Source organism: Candidatus Pantoea gossypiicola, assembly GCF_008632075.1.
GTDB lineage: Bacteria > Pseudomonadota > Gammaproteobacteria > Enterobacterales > Enterobacteriaceae > Pantoea > Pantoea gossypiicola.
On the sequence record NZ_VWVM01000011.1, the window covers coordinates 76,037 to 97,608 of the forward strand.

At 53.6% G+C, this 21,572-nt stretch carries 21 protein-coding genes and 1 tRNA gene; 14 read left to right on the top strand and 8 right to left on the bottom strand.

Translation table 11 applies throughout. The features are described from left to right. Positions 1-96: 96 nt before the first annotated feature. Complete coding sequence (locus F3I20_RS15005) at positions 97-621, top strand: lipocalin family protein (protein ID WP_150011869.1); 525 nt, start codon at positions 97-99, stop codon at positions 619-621. Positions 622-676: 55 nt separating this feature from the next. Here the strand turns inward: F3I20_RS15005 and F3I20_RS15010 are convergent, their stop codons facing one another. From F3I20_RS15010 to efp, 3 genes are all read right to left on the bottom strand, one after another. Continuing rightward, a complete protein-coding gene (locus F3I20_RS15010; RefSeq protein WP_003848302.1) occupies positions 677-811 on the bottom strand; it encodes an entericidin A/B family lipoprotein in 135 nt (44 codons plus the stop codon). A gap of 102 nt (positions 812-913) precedes the next feature. Next, the gene (locus tag F3I20_RS15015; RefSeq protein ID WP_003848306.1) at positions 914-1,045 is read right to left on the bottom strand and encodes an entericidin A/B family lipoprotein; all 132 of its coding nucleotides are present in this window, start codon (positions 1,043-1,045) and stop codon (positions 914-916) included. 50 nt (positions 1,046-1,095) lie between these two features. Then, complete coding sequence (efp, locus tag F3I20_RS15020; protein WP_009092495.1) at positions 1,096-1,662, bottom strand: elongation factor P; 567 nt, start codon at positions 1,660-1,662, stop codon at positions 1,096-1,098. A gap of 43 nt (positions 1,663-1,705) precedes the next feature. Between efp and epmB the strand changes: the two genes are divergently transcribed. From epmB to F3I20_RS15045, 5 genes are all read left to right on the top strand, one after another. Then, entirely contained in the window at positions 1,706-2,734 is a 1,029-nt protein-coding gene (gene epmB, locus F3I20_RS15025; RefSeq protein WP_150011871.1) for an EF-P beta-lysylation protein EpmB, read from the top strand. A 52-nt stretch (positions 2,735-2,786) separates the two neighbouring features. Continuing rightward, a complete protein-coding gene (locus tag F3I20_RS15030) occupies positions 2,787-3,410 on the top strand; it encodes a response regulator transcription factor (RefSeq protein WP_150011873.1) in 624 nt (207 codons plus the stop codon). Further along, complete coding sequence (locus tag F3I20_RS15035) at positions 3,407-6,511, top strand: ATP-binding protein (RefSeq protein ID WP_190286164.1); 3,105 nt, start codon at positions 3,407-3,409, stop codon at positions 6,509-6,511. The genes F3I20_RS15030 and F3I20_RS15035 overlap by 4 nt, the downstream gene beginning before the upstream one ends. Before the next feature lie 99 nt (positions 6,512-6,610). Then, entirely contained in the window at positions 6,611-7,045 is a 435-nt protein-coding gene (locus tag F3I20_RS15040; RefSeq protein ID WP_190286019.1) for a DUF1090 family protein, read from the top strand. 62 nt (positions 7,046-7,107) lie between these two features. Next, positions 7,108-9,228, top strand: a complete 2,121-nt coding sequence (locus F3I20_RS15045) for a fimbria/pilus outer membrane usher protein (protein ID WP_150037897.1) — start codon at positions 7,108-7,110, stop codon at positions 9,226-9,228. Between the two features lie 41 nt (positions 9,229-9,269). Here F3I20_RS15045 and F3I20_RS15050 read toward each other — a convergent pair whose 3' ends face one another. The 4 genes from F3I20_RS15050 to F3I20_RS15065 all read right to left on the bottom strand — a co-directional run bounded on the left by F3I20_RS15050 (position 9,270) and on the right by F3I20_RS15065 (position 12,623). Then, a complete protein-coding gene (locus tag F3I20_RS15050) occupies positions 9,270-9,617 on the bottom strand; it encodes a DUF4156 domain-containing protein (protein ID WP_150011881.1) in 348 nt (115 codons plus the stop codon). Positions 9,618-9,941: 324 nt separating this feature from the next. Next, entirely contained in the window at positions 9,942-11,591 is a 1,650-nt protein-coding gene (gene groL, locus F3I20_RS15055; RefSeq protein WP_150037896.1) for a chaperonin GroEL, read from the bottom strand. A gap of 48 nt (positions 11,592-11,639) precedes the next feature. Beyond that, positions 11,640-11,933 (bottom strand): co-chaperone GroES, encoded by a 294-nt coding sequence (locus F3I20_RS15060; RefSeq protein ID WP_009092502.1) that lies wholly within the window; start codon positions 11,931-11,933, stop codon positions 11,640-11,642. Positions 11,934-12,161: 228 nt separating this feature from the next. After that, positions 12,162-12,623 (bottom strand): FxsA family protein, encoded by a 462-nt coding sequence (locus F3I20_RS15065; protein ID WP_013359865.1) that lies wholly within the window; start codon positions 12,621-12,623, stop codon positions 12,162-12,164. Between the two features lie 327 nt (positions 12,624-12,950). Here F3I20_RS15065 and aspA point away from each other — a divergent pair, with 327 nt between their 5' ends. From aspA to F3I20_RS15095, 6 genes are all read left to right on the top strand, one after another. After that, positions 12,951-14,387 carry an aspartate ammonia-lyase gene (gene aspA, locus F3I20_RS15070; protein WP_150037895.1) on the top strand — a complete coding sequence of 479 codons (1,437 nt, stop codon included), beginning with the start codon at positions 12,951-12,953 and terminating at the stop codon, positions 14,385-14,387. A 111-nt stretch (positions 14,388-14,498) separates the two neighbouring features. Continuing rightward, positions 14,499-15,800 carry an anaerobic C4-dicarboxylate transporter gene (locus tag F3I20_RS15075; RefSeq protein WP_150011887.1) on the top strand — a complete coding sequence of 434 codons (1,302 nt, stop codon included), beginning with the start codon at positions 14,499-14,501 and terminating at the stop codon, positions 15,798-15,800. A 64-nt stretch (positions 15,801-15,864) separates the two neighbouring features. Further along, entirely contained in the window at positions 15,865-16,179 is a 315-nt protein-coding gene (gene cutA, locus F3I20_RS15080; protein WP_150011889.1) for a divalent cation tolerance protein CutA, read from the top strand. Further along, positions 16,155-17,855 carry a protein-disulfide reductase DsbD gene (locus tag F3I20_RS15085; protein ID WP_150037894.1) on the top strand — a complete coding sequence of 567 codons (1,701 nt, stop codon included), beginning with the start codon at positions 16,155-16,157 and terminating at the stop codon, positions 17,853-17,855. Before cutA ends, F3I20_RS15085 begins: the two co-directional genes overlap by 25 nt. Positions 17,856-17,919: 64 nt before the next feature. After that, on the top strand, positions 17,920-18,498 hold the full coding sequence (gene dicD, locus F3I20_RS15090) for a division control transcriptional repressor DicD (RefSeq protein WP_150011893.1): 579 nt from the start codon (positions 17,920-17,922) through the stop codon (positions 18,496-18,498). Between the two features lie 107 nt (positions 18,499-18,605). Next, positions 18,606-18,681 (top strand) — tRNA-Phe (locus F3I20_RS15095). A gap of 105 nt (positions 18,682-18,786) precedes the next feature. Here F3I20_RS15095 and F3I20_RS15100 read toward each other — a convergent pair. After that, complete coding sequence (locus tag F3I20_RS15100; RefSeq protein ID WP_150011895.1) at positions 18,787-19,725, bottom strand: LysR family transcriptional regulator; 939 nt, start codon at positions 19,723-19,725, stop codon at positions 18,787-18,789. Between the two features lie 272 nt (positions 19,726-19,997). Here F3I20_RS15100 and F3I20_RS15105 point away from each other — a divergent pair, with 272 nt between their 5' ends. Together F3I20_RS15105 and F3I20_RS15110 are read left to right on the top strand one after the other, a co-directional pair. Continuing rightward, entirely contained in the window at positions 19,998-20,486 is a 489-nt protein-coding gene (locus F3I20_RS15105) for a nucleoside 2-deoxyribosyltransferase (protein WP_161731759.1), read from the top strand. Further along, a complete protein-coding gene (locus F3I20_RS15110) occupies positions 20,476-21,558 on the top strand; it encodes a thymidylate synthase (RefSeq protein WP_190285938.1) in 1,083 nt (360 codons plus the stop codon). The genes F3I20_RS15105 and F3I20_RS15110 overlap by 11 nt, the downstream gene beginning before the upstream one ends. Positions 21,559-21,572: the final 14 nt, after the last annotated feature.

Consider the following 21,572-nt stretch of genomic DNA (forward strand, 5'->3'; position numbering starts at 1 on the left):
CTGCAATGCCTGCGGCAAACAATCTCGTGCCCGCGATGCCAAAAACAGCGTTTCGGCTTCTATACTTAAGCGGTTAAATCACAAAGGAATCCCACTATGTCTCCATGGAAAACAGTTGTTGCCAGCCTGAGTGCTTTTCTCTCTGTTGCCTGTAGCACCACACCGCCAAAGAACGTCACGGTCGTTGATAACTTTGACAGCCAGCGCTACCTCGGTCAGTGGTATGAGATTGCCCGCCTTAACCATCCCTTTGAGCGTGGCCTTGAGCAGGTGACGGCACACTACAGCCCGCGTGAAGATGGCGGTCTGAAAGTGATCAATCGTGGCTATAACGTCAAAAAGCAGCGCTGGCAGGAGAGCGTCGGTAAAGCCTATTTTACTGGTGAACCCCAGCGTGCGTCGCTGAAAGTCTCTTTCTTTGGCCCCTTTTACGGCGGCTATAACGTTATCGCACTGGATCCCGACTATCGCTATGCGCTGGTGTGCGGCCCGAATCGCCATTATCTCTGGATACTGTCACGGACACCCCAACTGGAGCCAGGCGTAAAAGAGAAACTGGTTGAACAGGCGCGTCGGGATGGTTTCCCGGTCGAAGAGTTAATCTGGGTAAAACAGAAATAGTGCAGACGATGACAAGCCGGTACGAAAAGTCTTTCGTACCGGTTGGAATAACAGGTTACTTCGTGCTGTTCTGAATCGCCTGGCCACCCGCTTCGACATCTTCACCGACGCCACGCGTGGTATTACACGCCGTCAGCAGAGAAGAGAGCACCAGTACAGAGAAGATTGCGGCAATACTTTTCTTTAACATAACAATGTCCTTTTTGATGGATGTAAAGTACAGCGTTTTAAGCATAGCCGGATTTCAGGCAGTTGCTGTGGGCGTGACTCTAAAAAGGACAATCAGTTAAGGTCATTTTGCCGCACGCGAAATGGCACCACCTAAGTGGGAGACATCTTCACCAAAACCGTGGAATGTGTTGCAGGCGCTAAGCGCAGAAGAGACCAGCAACGCGAATGCGATTAATTTTGCCAGCTTGATCATTTTTTCTCTCAGACAAGAAAAAGGCGCACCAGAAGATGCGCCTGCGAATCTTATTTTACGCGTGACACGTATTCGCCAGAGCGGGTGTCAACTTTCACCACTTCACCCTCCTGCACGAACAATGGCACTTTCACCACAGCGCCGGTAGACAGCTTGGCTGGCTTACCGCCGGTCCCCGCAGTGTCACCTTTCAGGCCTGGATCGGTTTCCACGATTTCAGCTTCGATAAAGTTTGGCGGCTGAACGGCGATTGGACGACCGTTCCACAGCGTAACGATACATTCTGCGTTGTCCTGCAGCCATTTCGCTGCTTCGCCCACAGTCTTCTCTTCAACCGGGAACTGCTCAAAGCTCTCCTGGTGCATGAAGTGGTAAAACTCACCGTCGTTGTACAGGTAGCTCAGGTTGGTATCCATCACGTCTGCGCCTTCGGCGGAGTCGGTGGATTTAAAAGTTTTCTCAACGCGAGAACCCGTCAGCAGGCGACGCATTTTAACGCGTGCGAATGCCTGACCTTTACCCGGTTTAACGAACTCACTGGATTCGATGGCATATGGCTCGCCTTCAAACATGATTTTAAGACCGGGACGGAAATCGTTGCTAGAATAAGTCGCCATGAAGGCCCTCTACGAAAATTGATACTGGTACTAAGCCAAAAAAATGGCACACATTGTAACCCTAAAAATACCTTCCAGAGAAGATTGGTTGCAGCAACTTGCTGATGTTGTCACTGAACCTGATGAATTACTGCGGATTTTAGCCCTGGATCAGCACACAGAGCTGACAGAGGGTGCGGATGCGCGGCGTCTTTTCGCCCTGCGTGTTCCGCATGCGTTCATCCGGCGGATGAAAAAAGGCGATGCGCACGATCCACTGCTGCTGCAGGTATTGACTCAGCGTCAGGAATTCATCGATGCGCCAGGTTATAGCACCGATCCGCTCGATGAACAAAGCAACGTTGTACCTGGATTGCTGCATAAATACCTAAACCGGGCGTTATTGCTGGTAAAAGGCGGCTGCGCGGTCAACTGTCGCTACTGCTTCCGTCGTCACTTCCCCTATCAGGATAATCCCGGCAACAAGCGGAGCTGGCAGGCTGCTCTGGACTATATCGCCGATCATCCTGAGCTGGATGAGATCATTTTCTCCGGCGGCGATCCGTTAATGGCAAAAGATCATGAGCTCGCCTGGTTGATCGCAGCGCTGGAAAAGATCCCGCACCTTAAGCGTCTGCGCATCCATAGCCGTTTGCCGGTGGTAATCCCCGCGCGCATCACCGATCAGCTCTGTCTGATGCTCAGCGAAACCCGTCTGCAGGTGTTGATGGTGACGCACATCAATCATGCGCAGGAGATCGATGATGAGCTGCGCGAGGCGATGATCAGCCTGAAGCGTGCCGGGGTGACCCTGCTGAATCAGAGCGTGCTGCTACGTGGCGTCAATGATAATGCCCGGACGCTGGCCACGCTGAGCAATGCGTTGTTTGATGCGGGTATTCTGCCCTACTATCTGCACGTGCTGGATAAGGTACAGGGTGCCGCGCATTTCTTTGTGTCTGATGAGGAAGCCCGTCAACTGGTGCGTGCCCTGCTGTCACAGGTCTCGGGTTATCTGGTGCCAAAGCTGGCGCGAGAAATTGGTGGGGAGCCAAGTAAAACACCGTTAGATTTACAGTTGCGTCAGGAATAACATTACCGGTAGATTCTCCCCTGATTAACGCACTTCATTAACAAGGATGTTTATGTGTGTCATTCTGGTCATTGATGATCATCCGGCAATTTGTTTTGCCGTCAAAGCGGTGCTGGAAAAAGAGCCCGGCTTTACCGTAGCGACCTCGCGTGGGGGTCAGGTGTTGTTACAACTGCATCAGCATGCGCCCCAACTGCTCATACTGGACATCGCGCTGGAGAATGAAGATGGGCTGCTGCTCTTACCACGCATTCGTGAGCATTATCCCGACTGTAAAATCCTGATCCACAGTGGTTTGCCTGCGCAAAGCTACGCCGGGCGCGCCCTGCAGGCTGGTGCAGATGGCTTTATCAGCAAACAGACCTCTCTGCTGCACCTCCTCCCTGCGTGCCATCTGCTGCTGAATGGCTATACGGTTTTCCCGACAGGAATTGCTCTCCAGTCCCTATCTGATAACACCCGCGATCCTCGTCAGCTTCTGGCTAAATTTTCCAACAGGGAAATGGTGGTGCTGCGCCTCTTACAGGAAGGCAAAAGCCATAAAGCGATTGCCGATCAGCTGGCGCTGAGCCACAAAACGGTCAGTACTTACAAAGCCCGGATTCTGGAAAAAAGCGGGGCAAATTCAATTGAACAGCTAACTGAATGGCTTGCTGCGGATGCTGCTTCGCCATGAGGTGGATTGCATTTCTGCTGCTGCTGTTTTGCACCCAGTCACCTGCGGCAGAATCCCTTCAGCTATTAGCCCATACGCAGTTCTCACTTAAACATCCTGAGCTGACTCAACAGGAGTGGCAGTGGATTTATGGCAAAAAGTCACTGCGCCTGGCGGCCTGGAAACCCGTAAACCCGCCCTACTCACTTATCCCCGGCCGTCAGGACTACAGCGGCATCGCAGCCGATTATCTTGGCATCATCGCAGCTACGTTACGCCTGCCGGTTACGGTCATCCTGTATGAAAATCGTGAAGAGGCGCTGCGCGCGCTCAGGCTGGGAACCGCTGATGTTATCGCCTTTGCCCAGCATGACGCCCTCTTTTCTCACCTGACTCTGAGCCAGCCATGGAGTACCTCTTTGCCGGTGCTGGTCAGCAGACAAGGCAGTGATGCCTCTCCAGGTACTGCGCTGCGGATTGGCGTTGATCGCGATGACAGTCATGCTGAGGATGAAAAAAAACGTTTTCCGTCTGCCCTGTTCATCCCTTTTGATTACACACGCCAGGCACTGGAAGCCGTGACTTTCGGTAACCTCGACCTTTACCTCGGTGATCTCATCACCACGCAATACCTGATCAATCAGGAGAATCTCAAGGAGCTGGATGTTGAGATCCGGCATGGCGTGCCCGCGCCTGCCTTTTCCTTTGCGGCTATACCCGATCAGCGCAACTGGATTGTGATTATTAACAAACTCCTGTCCCGCATTCCGCAATCGACCCAGGCCGAGATCCAGCAACGCTGGCGCGGCGGTTCTTCCGCCAGAGACAAACAAGAACTCAAACCCCATTTGAGTCAGCTTGAGGAAAAATGGCTCAGTGAGAATCCGCAGGTGACGGTTTCGGTGCTCAACGATAATTTTCCACTGAGTTACATCGATCAACAGGGGCAGTTTCAGGGCATCCTCGCCGATGTGCTGTCAGCCATACAAAAACGTGTGGGGCTGCAGTTCGTTATTCGTCGGGAAAAAAAACTGACTGATGCTTTTGCTGCGCTGCGCCAGGGTGAGAGTGAGGTGCTGGCGGGCGCCTCACTTTACAGCGCCCAGCAGCAGGGTTTGCTGGCCTCACGCGCGATTTTCTACTCGTCACGCGCGCTGGTGATTTCCCGTAATGCGCCAGCAGATATCCTGCCGCAGCGCCTCGCCTATCTGTACGGTGAACAGCCTGAGCAAAAATTACATGAGTACTATCCTGACAGTCATTTACTCGCGGTTAATCGCTGGCAGGAGGGTTTGGATAAAATCGTACGGGGCGAAGCCGATGGCATGCTGATGCCGCTGATCGTGGCTGAGCCGCTGGTTAACGGTCGCTATGCTAAGCAACTCAGGCTCACACAGGGGCTATGGCATGAACCGTTGCGCGTGGTTCTGGCCTCCGCAGGTAAGCAATACACGTTAGCCAGTATTCTCGACAAAACGCTGATGAGCCTGCCACCTGAAGAGATGAACGCCATCATCAGCACTAAGCAGTCAGAGTTGCCTGCCACGATCTCAGCGCGACATCTGCCCACCAGCCTGCCGCTCGGGTGGCTACCGGTCATGGTTATCCCCTGGCTGATCGCACTCATCTGGCTCATCTGGCGTTACCTGCGCCAGCGCAAAGCGTTACAACAGGCACAGCATCGTGTTCAGCAACAAAACGCCTTTCTGGCAACCCTGAGCCATGAAATACGTAACCCACTCAGTGCCATCAACGGCATGCTGGAGTTACTCTGCCAGCCCCGATCGGCTACTCATCCTGATGACGATGCCCTGCGTGTCGCCTATGAAGCGACTGACGCACTGCTTAGCCTGACCAGTGAAATCCTCGACTTTACCCGGCTGGAAGCAAACCGGCTCATTCTGCGTCCGGAACCGGTCTCACTGCGGGCGCTGCTGGAGTCTGTGGCCGCTGTTTATGAAAGCATTGCCCGCCAGAAGAATCTGCGCCTGCTACTGGCCATTGATGCAGCCCTGAGCCGTAAAGTGCTGGCTGACCCGCTGCGTCTGCGCCAGATTGTGACTAACCTGCTGGGCAATGCGATAAAATTCACTTCCGCAGGTGACATTCTGCTGGAAGCTCTCTGCGATGAAAAACCTGATGCATTACTGTTTATCACCCTGCGCGTGCAGGACAGCGGTGCAGGCATTGATCCTGCGACAGCACAGTGCCTGTTCCAGCCCTTCTCGCAGGGAGAAAGCGAGAGTGTCGCTCAGGGCAGCGGTATGGGGCTCTACATCTCTCGTTCACTGGCGCGCATGATGGGCGGCGATATTGTGTTACACAGCAAGCCGGGTAAAGGGTCGACGTTTAGTGTCACCCTGCAACTGCGGCAGTTGGAAGAGTCTGACTTCTCTCAGCCTGATGTCACCCCCTCTTCCCCGAGTCGTCGTTCGCTCTGCGTGCTGGTGGTGGACGATCAGCCCGCTAACCGGTTTCTTTTACGACAGCAGCTACGCTGGCTCGGTCATGAGGCCATTGAATGTACTGATTTGGCGCAAATCGCCGATGACATCACCCGCTACAGTCCTGAACTGGTGATAACCGACTGCCTTATGCCGCAGCAAAGCGGTTTTACCCTGACGCGTAACTTGAAACAGCGCTGGCCACACCTCACCATCTGGGGCATCTCCGCCGATCGTGACAAACAGACGCTGGAAGCGGCGGCTGAAGCGGGTATGACAATCTGCTTACCTAAGCCGCTCACGCTGGGCGAATTACAAAAACAACTGGATCAGCTCATGCAGCCTGTCGCAACGCTCTGGTCACCTGCGGCCCTGCCGGATGCTCTGCTCTCCAGCACTCATTATCTTCCGTTTCTTCAGATGCAAATCACTGCGCTGGATGAGGCGCTAACCGATCTTGCCTGCTGGCAGCAGGATGGTCAGCCGCCGCTCTCCGCGACGCTGCATCGTCTGCAGGGTGGCGTTGCCCTGCTGGGTGCCACGCAGCTGACATCGCTGTGCCAGCAACCTGATCCCGCTCCGGAAATGTTGCAAGAGTTGATAAGTCTTACCCGGTTACTGCGTCAGGAGTTGGCCGAAGAGACTACAAAAATCACGGACGGTCTGACAGTAAAGTGAGTCTGGTCTGACATTGAGACGCTGAGTATGGCTGCCTATTATCGTGCTCACCAGAGGAAGCCAGGGTGGCCCTCGGAGAACCTAACCAGGAGCACTATCATGAAAAAATTATCCGCTATCGCACTGACCCTTATGATGACACTGGGCGCAGCAAGCGCTGCACAGGCATCAGTTGCCGCTTGTACTGCCATCAACAGCGCCAAGCTGAAGAAAGAAATTACCATGGCGAACAAGTATGGCAACACGGCGAAAGCCGCGGCGCTGGAAGAAGCTCTGGCTAATATTGAAACTAACTGCGCCGTTAAAGAGCAGAAAGAAGCTCAGGAAAAAGTCACCAAACTTGAGAAGAAACTGGTTAAAGCGCAGAAAGAAGTGACTGAAGCGCAGGCCGATCTGCAGAAAGCTCAGGCTCAGGGTAAAACCAGCAAAATCACTAAATATCAGAATAAAATCTCTGAAAAACAGGCCAAGGTTGAGCAGGTCAGTTCCGAGCTGGAAACCGCTCGCGCTAATCTTGCTGCACTGAACAGCTAATTTTCAGGCGTTGTTCGACAAAAACGGAAGCAGGTGCTTCCGTTTTTGTCGTGACTGTCATCATGCTTCCCCTCATTTTACTTCTGTTGCTATTGCCCTACAGCGCACTGGCCGCTAGTGCCGAAAAAACTACCCTATTCGTCAATCATCTCTACAAAGGCAACGTCGCACTGGAAATCGTGCATCAGCGGCCCTGTCTTCAGCATGAACTGCTGGAAGAGTGGAGCGTGATGGATAGCCAGCTGGCTGAACCGATCTGGACTGCCGAAGGTTGCCTTGATCCGCAGTCACCGGCGCTGGCGGGGGAGATTTTTCGCTATCGTGCTGACCTCAACATGCTGACGCTGACGCTCCCCGAAAGCTGGTTTGACTCGCTGCTCGGCGGGGTCACCACCAGCCGCTGGGATGATGGCATTAACGCCCTGTTCAGCAGTTACAGCCTGAATATTGATCGCGAGCGCGCGTTGAGCGAGTGGGATGAAACCGGTGTATCCAGCACGCTGGATTTTAACAGCGGTCTCAATGTCGGTCCCTGGCGGGTCCGCTATCAGAACACCGTCTGGAGCGATCCCAGCGATCACGGTTCTTACACCCGTTCGATGGCGATCTGGCGCAGTATTACGCCATTACGCTCTCGTATGACAATCGGGGACTCTACCTCTTCTGATGCAGTTTTTGCTTCACTCCCCCTGCGTGGTGTTTCGCTGGTCAGCGATGAAACGATGTATCCCAATAGCTGGCGACGTCAGGCCCCCTGGATTACCGGCTATGCCCGCTCAGACGCGACGGTCACGCTTTATCAGGGTGGCACGCAGATCTATCGCACCCAGGTTCCACCCGGATCTTTCACCATCCGCGACTATCTGCCCAGTAGTAGCAGCAGTAGCAGCACCATTACGATGCAGGTTGAAGAGAGTGACGGCACGGAACATACCAGTCTGCTGCCGTGGGTGTCATTGCCCAATCTGGTGCATGAAGGCGTCATTAACTATGAAGTCCTGGCGGGTCACTACCGGCCCACGTACAAATCGAGCCTGCCGCAACCGGTCTTCTGGCAGGGTACGCTTTCTGGCGGGATCGCGCAGAATCTGACGCTGTTTGGCGGCATACAATCCTCGGCCGCCTACTACAGCGTGGCGAGTGGTATCGGCTTGGCCCTGCGCGCCGACAGCACGCTGTCGCTTGATGTCACCCAATCTCAGGACAGCGGCAAAAAGACACCGGGCAGAGGTGAAGTCTGGCGTCTGCGCTACGCCAAAGCGTTTTTCAGTAACAACACCAGCCTGAATGGTCTGGTCGCTTACTATCCGCCGGGCAGCCATTTTCATACGCTGGGAGAGAAGATCAGCCAGGCCAGCTACAGCAGTGCCAGCCTGGATAACCGCCGCTGGCGTGCTGAACTCAATCTCAGCCGCAATTTTACTGAGGACATCACGCTGACGATGGGCTGGGCACAACAGGCCGGACGCGCGCCCGGTAGTCACACTCGTACCGCCAGCCTGGATCTCAGCGCGGTCTGGGAAGAAGTGGATATCAGCCTCAGCGCTAGCCACAACCGTTATGGCCACTCCCTGGCAGAAAATACCGTTGCGCTCAGCCTGAGCCTGCCTTTTACCTTCGGTTCAAATTATCTCACCGCCAGTCACGTCACGCAGGTCGATCGGGCCGGTGCAGTGACCCAGGGCGTGGAGATGGACGGCACAGCATTTCGGGATTTCAGTCTGCGCTACGGCATGGGTGCCTATACCATGCGAAATGGCAGTGAACGCCTCGCCGGTAATCTGGGTTACAGGTACAACGCGGGTGAAGCCAATGTCAGTTTTGAAAACGGCAGCCAGCAACGTGCATTACATGGTGATTTGAGTGGCAGCCTGATGTGGCATGCGGATGGCATTACCGCCGGTCAGACGCTGGGTGAAACCATGGGGTTAGTGACAATGCCGGCCAGCGCGCAGGCCGGCGTTTACAATCAGTACGGCACCACAACGGATAGCCGGGGCCGCCTGCTGATTAGCTATCTGACACCGTGGCGCGTCAATAACATCACGCTGGATACGTCAGGCATGTCAGAAGAGATGAAAATGGAGGTCAGCCGACAGGAGGTTGTGCCCACGCTGGGAGCGATAGTGCGGGCAGACTTCGTGCCTGCTCTACCCAGTGTCAAAAAAGAGGTGAAAAAGTAAAAACAACAGCGCCAGAAAGGCTGGCGCTGGCGTTTGTTACCTTATGGGCACTTATAAACCTGACCGGTCATTTTGCTGTCGAGTGGCGCGAACGCGGATAACAGATTTTGCGTCGGGCTGGTGGCACCATAAATGACGTTGCCGCCCATCTCCGCGGCGCGATTGCGCAGATCATTAGCAGCACCGCGCAGTGCGCTGGTTTCGCCGCCTGCACCGCTCAGCCAGTTGCTCTGTGAGCCGGTAAGGTTGCCCAGAAGCTGGCAGGAACTGGCAGGCTGCTGATCGGTAAACGTCACGCGCTCGCCTGCCGAAGAGAGTTGCGTAGAGCTGCTGCAGCCCGCCAGCAATAACGTGCCAGCCGTCAGTCCGAGCAAGAGGTTAATCCGCATTGTAATCCCCATTTATTATCATCAGAGTCGGGTGGCAGCGTAGCAGAAAAAGATCGCTTTTTTCTGAACATTCATTGCCTTAATCCCGTTATATCATCTCAATATTTCATACTGTGTTCAGGCTGACAGCTTTGTGCCTTCCGATGAGCTTACGGCAGTAAGCCAATCTGGCGGGGCGGCAACAGTCAGCGTGCAGACAGCGGGAGATATCAAGAGGAAAGACGAACGATTGCGCCACTACTTATACTATTTTCCTGCCCAAAAGAAAAACCCCCGACCGTTTCCGATCGGGGGTTCTGTGATGACTTAAGCAGTCAACGGCAATTACATCATGCCGCCCATACCGCCCATGCCACCCATACCGCCAGCGCCGCCGCCTAAATCAGGTGCGTCGCCTTTTGGCAGGTCAGTGACCATACATTCGGTAGTGATCATCAAACCCGCAACAGAGGCCGCGTACTGCAGAGCAGAACGGGTCACTTTGGTTGGGTCCAGGATACCGAAGTCGATCATGTTGCCATACTCTTCAGTCTGCGCGTTGTAACCGTAGTTACCGTCGCCCGCCTTCACGTTGTTAGCAACAACGGATGGCTCTTCACCGGCGTTAGAGACGATCTGACGCAGTGGAGATTCCATTGCGCGCAGCGCAACTTTGATACCAACGTTCTGGTCTTCGTTCTGACCACGCAGGTCGGCCAGCTGTGCAGCAACGCGTACCAGCGCCACACCACCACCCGCAACCACACCTTCTTCGACAGCAGCACGGGTAGCGTGCAGCGCATCTTCAACGCGGGCTTTCTTCTCTTTCATTTCAACTTCAGTTGCTGCGCCAACTTTCAGAACGGCCACGCCGCCTGCCAGTTTCGCTACGCGCTCCTGCAGTTTTTCTTTGTCGTAGTCAGAGGTTGCTTCTTCGATCTGCTGACGAATCTGGGTAACACGGCCCTGGATTGTCGCTTCTTCACCCACACCGTCGATGATGGTGGTAGTGTCTTTGTTGATCACAACGCGTTTAGCCTGACCCAGATCTTCCAGCGCCGCTTTTTCCAGTTCCATTCCGATCTCTTCAGAGATGACGGTACCACCGGTCAGGATAGCGATGTCCTGCAGCATAGCTTTACGACGGTCACCGAAGCCTGGTGCTTTAACCGCAGCGACTTTCACGATGCCGCGCATGGTGTTCACCACCAGTGTTGCCAGCGCTTCGCCTTCAACATCTTCCGCGATGATCAGCAGTGGTTTGCCTGCTTTCGCAACGGCTTCCAGCACTGGCAGCATTTCACGGATGTTAGAAATTTTCTTGTCAGCCAACAGAATGAACGGCGATTCCAGTTCAACCGCACCAGTTTCTGGCTTGTTAATGAAGTAAGGAGACAGGTAGCCACGATCAAACTGCATACCTTCAACCACATCCAGCTCGTCCTGCAGGCCGGTGCCTTCTTCAACGGTGATCACGCCTTCTTTACCGACTTTTTCCATCGCCTGAGCAATCAGCTGGCCTACGGTTTCATCGGAGTTAGCAGAGATAGTACCAACCTGCGCAATTGCTTTAGAGTCTGAGCAAGGCACAGACAGCGCTTTCAGTTTTTCAACCGCAGACACAACGGCCTGGTCAATACCGCGCTTCAGATCCATCGGGTTCATACCCGCTGCGACCGCTTTAAGGCCTTCGGTAATGATTGACTGTGCCAGTACGGTTGCAGTGGTGGTGCCGTCGCCCGCAGCGTCATTCGCTTTAGAGGCCACTTCTTTCACCATCTGCGCGCCCATGTTTTCGAACTTGTCTTCCAGTTCGATTTCACGTGCTACAGAAACACCATCTTTAGTGATGGTCGGTGCACCAAAAGATTTATCCAGAACCACGTTACGGCCTTTCGGGCCCAGGGTAACTTTTACTGCATCTGCCAGTACGTTCACGCCACGCAGCATTTTTACGCGAGCGTCATTACCGAATTTTACGTCTTTAGCTGCCATTTCAATTGTCCCTTAAATTCGTTTCGTTCAGTGAGTTACGCGAAAAAATTACGCTTCAACAATCGCCAGAATGTCGCTTTCAGAGATGATCAGCACTTCTTCGTTGTCGATCTTTTCGGTTTTAGCACCGTAACCTTCATTGAAGATCACGACGTCACCAACCTTCACGTCCAGCGGCTTAACGTCGCCACTCTCAAGGATGCGGCCATTGCCGACAGCCAGAACTTCACCTCGGGTGGATTTACCGGCTGCAGAACCGGTCAGCACGATGCCGCCAGCTGATTTAGCTTCAACTTCTTTACGCTTGACGATAACGCGATCGTGCAATGGACGAATTTTCATTTGATAGCTCTCCTTTGAGAAGTCCAATCATTCAGTTTTGGGGTTGAACACCGGGCTGCATGGCTTCCGGCCTCGTGACCAGAGAGATAGGGTCATACCCACCTGCTTTCAAGGGGGCGGACAACAAATTTTTTACCCGAACATGATAAGTGGCGGCTTTTTGAACAGAAGGCGCGACAAATAAAAAACGCAGCCCGGAGGCTGCGCTTTCAAAGGTGACCGCTGCGATTAACGATCCTTGTGATCATCATGGTGCTCAAGGCGATCGCTGTTTTTACGCTCAAACTCACCATCCATGGTGTAGCCGCTGTCTGGTCCGGCACCTGGTCCACGCCAGACGCGCAGATGGGGCATCAGCTTCAGCGTCAGATGCTTCTGCACCGGTGGCAGTAACAGCAACAGGCCCAGCAGGTCAGTAAAGAAACCAGGCAACAGCAGCAGGAAGCCTGCGATAATCAGCGATACGCTCTTGATCATCTCACTGGCCGGGCTTTCGTTACGCGCCAGCTTCTCCTGCATCAGCATGAAGTTCTTCATGCCCTGATTTTTAACCAGCGAGACCCCGATGCACGAAGTGAAGACCACCAGCAGCATGGTCAGCAGCACACCCATGACGTGTGCAACCTGAATAAAGAGCGAAATCTCGATCCAGGCCAGAACAAAAAAGACTAATAACGGTATCCAGCGCACCGTACTCTCCTGTAAGTAGGGCTGAACGGCAGCGTGCCGGTCAGCAGAAAGCGTTCATCCTGAGGATGATAAGAAAAGAGATGGGCACCCGCGCCGCCATTTTCAACCGATCCTGTCAAATTTATCCTGTGGGGTTAATTTTGTAACCAACTTCACATATCGTTAACCAGACGGCAGCATTAAGTGATCTGCATGCGTGCTTTTGTTATGCATCAGAATATGATCGCACATGCCACTGTGAAGACGGATAATATGTCGGCACGGGCACACCACAACAAAATAAACACATCCTTTGTGATGGTTAGCGGCAACAACAAGAAGGTTATCATGGCGAACAACATTCGTATCGAAGAAGACCTGTTAGGTATGCGCGAAGTTCCGGCGGATGCCTATTATGGCGTTCATACTCTGCGTGCGATTGAAAACTTTTATATCAGCAACAGCAAAATCAGCGACATACCTGAATTTGTCCGCGGTATGGTAATGGTAAAAAAAGCGGCGGCGATGGCCAATAAAGAGCTGCAGACCATTCCGCGTAACATTGCCGATACCATCATTAAGGCCTGCGACGAAGTACTGAACAACGGTCGCTGTATGGACCAGTTCCCCGTGGATGTCTATCAGGGCGGTGCCGGGACCTCAGTCAATATGAATACCAATGAGGTGCTGGCAAACATCGGCCTTGAGCTGATGGGCCATCAGAAAGGGGAATATCAGTACCTTAACCCTAACGATCATGTGAACAAGTGCCAGTCCACTAACGACGCCTACCCGACCGGTTTTCGTATCGCAGTTTACAGCTCGCTGCTGAAGCTGCTTGATGGCATCAGCCAGCTGGCCGAAGGCTTCCAGCGCAAAGCCGATGAATTCCAGACCATCCTGAAAATGGGCCGCACCCAGTTGCAGGATGCCGTGCCGATGACCCTCGGTCAGGAGTTTCACGCCTTCAGCGTGCTGTTGAATGAAGAGACCAAAAGCATTTTGCGCACCGCTGAACTGCTGCTGGAAGTGAACCTGGGCGCGACCGCCATCGGTACCCGCCTCAATACGCCGGAAGGCTATCAGCACCTTGCGGTTCAGCGTCTGGCGGAAGTCAGCAACCTGCCGGTGGTACCCGCGGAAGATCTGATTGAAGCGACCTCTGACTGCGGTGCTTATGTGATGGTCCATTCATCACTGAAACGTCTGGCGGTGAAGCTCTCAAAAATCTGTAACGACCTGCGCCTGCTCTCCTCCGGTCCGCGCGCTGGCCTGAACGAAATCAACCTGCCAGAGCTGCAGGCGGGTTCCTCCATCATGCCGGCCAAAGTGAACCCGGTGGTGCCGGAAGTGATAAACCAGGTCTGCTTCAAAGTGATTGGCAACGACATTACCGTAACGATGGCTTCTGAAGCAGGTCAGTTACAACTTAACGTGATGGAGCCGGTCATTGGCCAGGCGCTGTTTGAGTCAATCAGCATCCTGACGAATGCCTGCTACAACCTGCTGGAGAAGTGCGTTAACGGTATCACCGCCAACCGCGCGGTGTGCGAAGCCTACGTCTTTAACTCGATTGGTATCGTCACTTACCTTAACCCTTACATCGGCCACCACAACGGCGACATCGTCGGTAAAATCTGTGCGGAGACCGGTAAAAGCGTGCGTGAGGTGGTGCTGGAGCGCGGCCTGCTGACGGAAAGTGAGCTGGACGATATCTTCTCGGTGCAGAACCTGATGTACCCGGTTTATAAAGCGAAACGTTATACCGATGAAAACGAACAGTAAGGCTTAACCGACGCTGGTTAACCAAAGGCATACCGCGATCAACACGGTGTGCCTTTTTTTTTGTTAAACAGCACACCCAGGTTTTACCGGTTTACTTTTCAGGAGTGATTCATGTTTGTGGTTGAGCTGCTTATCGTCTTAATGGCGATCTGGTTGGGCGCGCGTCTTGGCGGCATTGGTATCGGATTCGCCGGCGGCATGGGCGTGCTGGTGCTGACGTTGGGATTTGGCATGGCACCCGGCGCTATCCCCTTCGATGTGATCGAAATCATCATGGCGGTGATCGCCGCGATCGCCGCCATGCAGGTAGCGGGCGGCATGGATTATCTGGTGAGCCTGGCAGAACGCCTGCTGCGCCGTCATCCGCGCCACGTCACGTTGCTGGCCCCGCTGGTAACTTACCTGATGACGCTGCTGGCCGGAACCGGGCACACCGCGTTCTCAACGCTGCCGGTGATTGCCGAAGTCGCGAAGGAGCAAGGTGTTCGCCCTTCCCGACCGCTGTCGATTGCGGTAGTGGCTTCGCAGATCGCGATTACCGCATCACCGATTTCAGCGGCGGTGGTCTTCTTCGCCACGCTGCTTGAACCGCGTGGCGTCAGCTATATCACGCTGCTGGCGATTGCCATTCCCTCAACCATGGTTGGCCTGTTCCTGGCGGCACTGGTGACGAACTTCTTAGGCCGTGAGCTGAAGGATGATGAGGTCTATCAGGCTCGTCTTGCTAAAGGCGAAGTTACGCTGCGCGGTGCCAGCATCTTCCAGGCAAAACCGGGCGCGAAAAAATCGGTGCTGCTGTTTCTGATTGGTATTGTGGCCGTGGTGCTCTATGCCACCGCGACCAGCGCCAGCGTCGGGCTGATCGTCAATCCGCCGCTGCCACGCAACGAAGCGATTGTGGTGTTTATGCTGACTATCGCTACGCTGATCAGCCTGACCTGCAAGCTCGACACCAGCGAGATCCTCAGCGCCAGCACCTTTAAATCCGGCATGAGCGCCTGTATCTGCGTGATGGGCGTCGCCTGGCTGGGCGATACCTTTGTCAAAGCGCATCTGGCGGATATTCAGATGCTGGCGGGCGACACGCTGAAAACCTATCCGTGGATGCTGGCGCTGGTGCTGTTCTTCGCCTCCATGCTGCTCTACTCGCAGGCCGCCACCACCAAAGCACTGATGCCCGCCGCGCTGCTGCTGGGCGTGACGCCGCTGACGGCCATTGCTTCGTTCGCGGCGGTTTCGGCGCTGTTCGTACTGCCGACCTACCCGACCCTGCTGGCCGCCGTGGAGATGGATGACACCGGTTCAACCCGGATTGGCAAGTTTGTTTTTAACCATGCCTTTATTATTCCCGGCGTGATCGCCATTGCGCTGTCGGTGCTCTCCGGCTTCGTCTTTGGCGGATTGCTGTTGTAGCGCCGTCATCGTGTTACTGATGGAGCGTGCTATCATCGGCGCTCTTTTCAACAGGAGTTACAGGATGAACGCTGTCGTGATCCTCTGCACCGTGCCCGATCAGGCCACGGCAGAAAAACTTGCTGCCCTGGCACTGGAAGCCCGACTGACGGCCTGCGTCACCCTGCTGCCGGGTGCGACCTCATGGTATCTCTGGCAGGGTAAAATGGAGCAGAGCAGCGAAGTCCAGATGCTGCTGAAGTGCGACAGCGATCATCAGCAGACGCTGTGTGACCTGCTCAAACAGGCGCATCCTTACGACGTGCCTGAACTGCTGGCGCTGCCGGTTCAATATGGAGACAGTGAATACTTGTCATGGCTGCACGCATCTCTCGCTTAATTACGCTCCTGCTGACGCTGTTCATCTGTCTGCAGGCGCACGCATCACTCTTTTCAAACCCGGCGACCAGCCGCTTTGTGCCAGTCGATAAAGCGTTTACGTTTGACTTTGACCAGCAGGGCACGCAGCTCAACCTGCACTGGAAAGTGAAATCGGGTTACTACCTTTATCGCCAGCAGATCCGCATTACGCCGCAGAACGCGACCATTGCGCCGCTGACGCTGCCCGCCGGTCAGCCACATGAAGATGAATTCTTCGGCAAAAGTGAGATCTATCCTCGGAACCTGACGCTGCCGGTGACGCTGAAACAGGCAGGCCCTGATGCCACGCTCAGCGTCACGTATCAGGGCTGTGCCGCCGCCGGATTCTGTTACCCGCCTGAGACACGCAGCATACCGGTAAGTCAGGTAGCAGCCAGCAGCGTGCCAGCACCGGTCAGTACTCAACCTGCCTCCGCCAGCTCGCTGCCCTTTTCTCCGCTCTGGGCGTTATTGATAGGCATCGGTGTGGCATTTACCCCCTGCGTACTGCCGATGTATCCGTTGATCTCCGGCATCATCCTTGGCGGCAAGCGCCACTATTCGCTGGGCAGACTGTTTGCGCTGGCGATGGTTTATGTCCAGGGAATGGCGCTGACCTACACGTTATTGGGGATGGTGGTCGCGGCCGCGGGTCTGCGCTTCCAGGCCGCGTTGCAGCACCCGTGGGTGCTGTTCACGCTTTCCCTGCTGTTCATCGTGCTGGCACTGTCGATGTTCGGACTGTTTACGCTGCAACTGCCCGCCAGCCTGCAAACCCGTCTGACCCTGTGGAGCAATCGCCAGCAGGGAGGATCGCTGCCCGGCGTCTTCCTGATGGGCGCGCTGGCAGGTTTGATCTGTTCGCCCTGCACCACGGCCCCGCTCAGTGCCATTCTGCTCTACATCGCGCAGAGCGGAAATCTATGGGCCGGTGCCGGAACGCTGTGGCTCTATGCGGTCGGCATGGGATTACCGCTGATCGCCGTGACCCTGTTTGGCAACCGGCTGCTGCCGAAAAGCGGCCCGTGGATGCAGACAGTTAAAGAGGGCTTTGGTTTTGTCATCCTGGCGCTGCCGGTGTTCCTGCTGGAACGGGTGCTGGGCGACGCGTGGGGAGTGCGGCTCTGGAGCCTGCTCGGCGTGGCGTTCTTTGGCTGGGCGTTTAGCATCAGCCTGCGCGCCAGCAGCGGTAAGTGGCGCGTGGTGCAGATTATCATGCTGGCCGCTGCGCTGATCAGCGCGCGTCCGTTGCAGGACTGGGCCTTTGGCGGTCAGACCGCGCAGCATGCTGTGGCTCCATTGCCGTTCCAGACTCTTCAGACGCCGCAGCAGCTCGCAAGCGCGCTGCAGCAGGCAAGCGGCCGCATCACCATGGTCGATCTCTACGCCGATTGGTGCGTCGCCTGCAAAGAGTTTGAAAAATATACCTTTAGCGATAGCTCCGTGCGCGATAGCCTGCGTCAGGTACAGCTGCTTCAGGCCAACGTCACCGCCAACAGCGCCAGCGACAACGCGCTGTTGCAGCATCTTCAGGTGCTGGGTTTACCGACGATTTTGTTCTTCGATTCGCAGGGCCGTGAAATCCCCGGCTCGCGCATCACCGGTTTTCTCAATGCTGCCGACTTCAGAGCGCATTTGCAGAAACTTACCCCGTAAACAACACTGGAGTCAGGTCATTGCCCGGTGAAATTGCCGGGCCTGCATACCAGAGGAGAGTCACTTGCAGCGTGAACAGATACTCGAGCATGCATTGAATGTGCTTGAACAGAACGGCCTTGCCGCCACCCTCTCATTGGAAACCCTGGCGGGACAGACTGAATTAACCCTTGAGCAGCTTCAGCTGTTCTGGCCCGATCGTGATGCTCTGCTCTATGATGCGCTGCGCTATCATGGCCAGCAGATCGAAACCTGGCGACGCCAAATCCTGCTGGATGTGTCGCTGTCACCGGATCAGAAGCTGATGGCACGCTACGAAGTCCTGAGTGAGCAGGTCAGTAAAGGACGCTTTCCGGGCTGCCTGTTTATCGCCGCCTGTAGCTTCTACCCACAGCCCGATCAGCCCATCCATCAACTGGCCGAGCAGCAAAAAAGCGGCTCATGGCAGTTCACCCATGACATTCTGGTGGAGCAAGGGCTGGATAACCCCAGCATGGTGACCGATCAGATGGAGCTGATCCTTGAAGGCTGCCTGAGCAAGCTGCTGGTGAAGCGTAATGTGCAGGATGTCGCCACTGCCCAGCGACTGGCGGAAGATGTTTACAGCATCGCGCTGTGCCGCAAAAACGGCGCGCTGGCCTGAGGTTTTGCCTGCTTTGACTGAAAATCAGGCAATCAGTCACGTTTCCAGGGGTTTTTTAGTGAAAGCCGTTGACGACCCGCGGCCTTTACGGTTTAATGCGCCCCGTTGCCCGAATAGCTCAGTCGGTAGAGCAGGGGATTGAAAATCCCCGTGTCCCTGGTTCGATTCCGGGTTCGGGCACCATCTTTAAAGAACCCGCCTCTGGCGGGTTTTTGCTTTTCAGAGCGAACCCGTTATCGAAGGTTCAATAGACTCGCCACTTCCTGTGGCTCGCCCATCCCCTTCAATTCACGCTTCGTCAGGCCCACTCAGCGTCTGACTGCCGATATTCGTAAAATAGTTCCCCTGAACCAGTTCGCTGCTGACAAAATCCACAAATGCTCTGACCTTCGAGGATAAATGGCGGTTAGAAGGCCAGATTAGCGACATCGATCCTAATGGCAGCATGTATTCAGTCAGCAAAGGGACGAGTAATTCTTTTTCAAATGCTTCTTCAGCAACATAGACCGGCAGATGAGCTACGCCTGATCCATCAATGGCTGCCCGCAACCCAGCGTGAGTATTGTTGAATATAAGATCCCTGGGAAGGTCCAGGTTTTCAAAATCGGCAGAGAAAGCCCAACTGGCGATTCGACCACTTGAGGGATATTTGAAATGTATGCAGCGATGGTGGACCAGATCAGCAGGGTTCAAAGGGACGCCATGCGTTTTTAGATACTCTCTGCTGGCACAGACGACAAAATACTGCTCTCCCAGCTTTCTGCTCACAAGGCGGTTATCTGCCAGCTCACCACTTCTCACCGCGACATCTATTCCTTCCGCAATCAGATCCACCACGCGATCTTCAAAATCGATATCAAGCTGTATATCAGGGTACTTTTCAATAAAACGTGGAAGTATGGGCATCAAAAGGGAATGCCCGAAAATTTGCGGCACGCTGATATGTAATCTGCCGCAGGGCGTGATGCGCGTTTCGGCAATCAGGGCTCTGGCATCGCGAATCTCATTCAGGATGAACTTACACCGTTCATAGAAGACATTCCCTTCTTCAGTCAGACCGATGCTGCGCGTTGTCCGATGAAAAAGCCTTACCCCGAGTTCGTCTTCAAGTTTCGCCACGCTCTTTGCAATCGCTGAAGAAGAGATGCCTGACACCCTTGCCGCTGCAACATAGCTGCCCAGTTCAGCCGTATAAACAAACGCCCTGAGACCTCGCAGACTCTCCATCCCCCCCTCCAATTGTGGAATTTTTTTCCTTAGTGTAAGTACCTTTACTTATATTTACAATGATGTCACTGCATTTTAGTCTTGATGAAAATGAATTGTTAAATTACCTGAAAGGCACTGTCGCTTGTCAAATTTTCAAAATAGTAAGAGTACCTCCCCGGCTTTATTAATTCCGTTAATAAACCGGATGAAACTCTTTTTATAAGCTTCAAAAAACTGAAAGCTTGACTGTTATTTTTTGGTCAAAGGAAACCCTTATATGGAGAAGCATCGTGAGTGAATTAGTACATACCCTTTCGCCTGAAACTGTTATTGACAATGGATTGGTTATCTATTTTGCTGGTTCAATCAGAGCCGGACGGGATGATGTTCCTGTTTACGCGAAACTGATTAATAAGCTCAAGGGCTACGGTAAAGTTATTACCGAACACGTGGGTGATTACAGTTTATCTGATGGTGGTCAGTCTTTCCTGGGTGACAAATTTATTCATGACCGTGATTTGCACTGGCTGCGCCATTCCCAGGTAGTTGTCGCTGAAGTCACAACTCCAAGTCTGGGAGTAGGTTATGAAATTGCGACGGCAATCAGCTGGCGTATTCCTGTTATCACGCTCTACAGAAAAAATGAAAAAAACGTTTCAGCCATGATATCTGGCAGTGATGGATGTCGCCATTATGATTATCAGCAGGTTGAAGATGCCTTTCAGATTATCGAAAGTGAAATGGCGAAGTTAGGTTATGAGGTCGCCCATGAATCGTAATATTACGCATGCGCTGGTTAATACCGTAAATAACATCATGATGAATGGTAACGATGTTGGCTCACGCGATCAGGAGCAACGGGAAATTCTCTCTACATTAACCAAAATCAGCCATCCCACAGAGCGATTCCTGGTATTACCCCACAGAAATAATAACGTCTTTGCGCAGGTTGCAGAAACGATGTGGGTACTCGCTGGACGGGATGATCTGCACTTCCTTAAACATTATCTTCCTCGCGCAGAAGACTATTCCGATGACTCACTGACCTGGCGAGCAGCCTACGGACCCCGGTTACGCAAATGGAAAGGGAAAGTAGACCAGTTGCAGGGAGTAGTGAATCGCCTTAGAGAAGATCCGCTGACAAAACGTGCAGTAATGAATATCTTTGATCCTGAAACGGATTATCAGGAAACAAAAGATGTTCCCTGTAATAACTGGCTGCACTTCATCCAGCGAGGCGGTTATCTTGATTTACATGTTACCGTCCGCGCGAATGATGCCATCTGGGGATTCAGCGGCATTAATTTTTTTGAGTGGAGCGTTTTACACGAAATTATTGCTAATACGCTTGGGTGGAAAGTCGGAAAGTTATCCTGGTATGTAGGCACATTCCATATCTATAACCGTCATTACTCAACTGCAGAGAAAATCAGCAGCATGAAGAACCCGGTAAGCATGTACGAATGCCAGATTAACCCGACAAAAATAACCACGTGTGCAGAAAATATTGATGAAGTGTTGGCAATGGTTTTTCAGGCTGAAGAGGCTTCACGAAACGGCAACTTTAAAAATTCGTCTGAGATCGAGAAGAATATAGCCGATCCTTTTTTCAGAAAGGCCGCGACCTTGTTGAAAATTTATAATGCGCTGCAGCTAAATGTCGATCGGGACATTATCAATAACTACCTCAAAGAGCTGGGCAATAGTGATTTCCACATTGCCGCACTTGAATATCTGAGCAGGAAATGGAAATCCCAGGAAACATTGGCAGCAGTCAGCACAATTTCAGATGAATTTTATCAGGCATTTACCTCAATGAAGAACCCGGTAAATAGCAGTCTAATCACTTAGTTTTAAAGGTCTCT

Excerpts from the sequence above, each read along its gene's own strand:
- F3I20_RS15005 (WP_150011869.1), top strand. The coding sequence starts at position 97 with ATGTCTCCATGGAAAACAGTTGTTGCCAGCCTGAGTGCTTTTCTCTCT.
- F3I20_RS15010 (WP_003848302.1), bottom strand. The coding sequence starts at position 811 with ATGTTAAAGAAAAGTATTGCCGCAATCTTCTCTGTACTGGTGCTCTCT.
- F3I20_RS15015 (WP_003848306.1), bottom strand. The coding sequence starts at position 1,045 with ATGATCAAGCTGGCAAAATTAATCGCATTCGCGTTGCTGGTCTCTTCT.
- efp (WP_009092495.1), bottom strand. The coding sequence starts at position 1,662 with ATGGCGACTTATTCTAGCAACGATTTCCGTCCCGGTCTTAAAATCATG.
- epmB (WP_150011871.1), top strand. The coding sequence starts at position 1,706 with ATGGCACACATTGTAACCCTAAAAATACCTTCCAGAGAAGATTGGTTG.
- F3I20_RS15030 (WP_150011873.1), top strand. The coding sequence starts at position 2,787 with ATGTGTGTCATTCTGGTCATTGATGATCATCCGGCAATTTGTTTTGCC.
- F3I20_RS15035 (WP_190286164.1), top strand. The coding sequence starts at position 3,407 with ATGAGGTGGATTGCATTTCTGCTGCTGCTGTTTTGCACCCAGTCACCT.
- F3I20_RS15040 (WP_190286019.1), top strand. The coding sequence starts at position 6,611 with ATGAAAAAATTATCCGCTATCGCACTGACCCTTATGATGACACTGGGC.
- F3I20_RS15045 (WP_150037897.1), top strand. The coding sequence starts at position 7,108 with ATGCTTCCCCTCATTTTACTTCTGTTGCTATTGCCCTACAGCGCACTG.
- F3I20_RS15050 (WP_150011881.1), bottom strand. The coding sequence starts at position 9,617 with ATGCGGATTAACCTCTTGCTCGGACTGACGGCTGGCACGTTATTGCTG.
- groL (WP_150037896.1), bottom strand. The coding sequence starts at position 11,591 with ATGGCAGCTAAAGACGTAAAATTCGGTAATGACGCTCGCGTAAAAATG.
- F3I20_RS15060 (WP_009092502.1), bottom strand. The coding sequence starts at position 11,933 with ATGAAAATTCGTCCATTGCACGATCGCGTTATCGTCAAGCGTAAAGAA.
- aspA (WP_150037895.1), top strand. The coding sequence starts at position 12,951 with ATGGCGAACAACATTCGTATCGAAGAAGACCTGTTAGGTATGCGCGAA.
- F3I20_RS15075 (WP_150011887.1), top strand. The coding sequence starts at position 14,499 with ATGTTTGTGGTTGAGCTGCTTATCGTCTTAATGGCGATCTGGTTGGGC.
- cutA (WP_150011889.1), top strand. The coding sequence starts at position 15,865 with ATGAACGCTGTCGTGATCCTCTGCACCGTGCCCGATCAGGCCACGGCA.
- F3I20_RS15085 (WP_150037894.1), top strand. The coding sequence starts at position 16,155 with ATGGCTGCACGCATCTCTCGCTTAATTACGCTCCTGCTGACGCTGTTC.
- F3I20_RS15100 (WP_150011895.1), bottom strand. The coding sequence starts at position 19,725 with ATGGAGAGTCTGCGAGGTCTCAGGGCGTTTGTTTATACGGCTGAACTG.
- F3I20_RS15110 (WP_190285938.1), top strand. The coding sequence starts at position 20,476 with ATGAATCGTAATATTACGCATGCGCTGGTTAATACCGTAAATAACATC.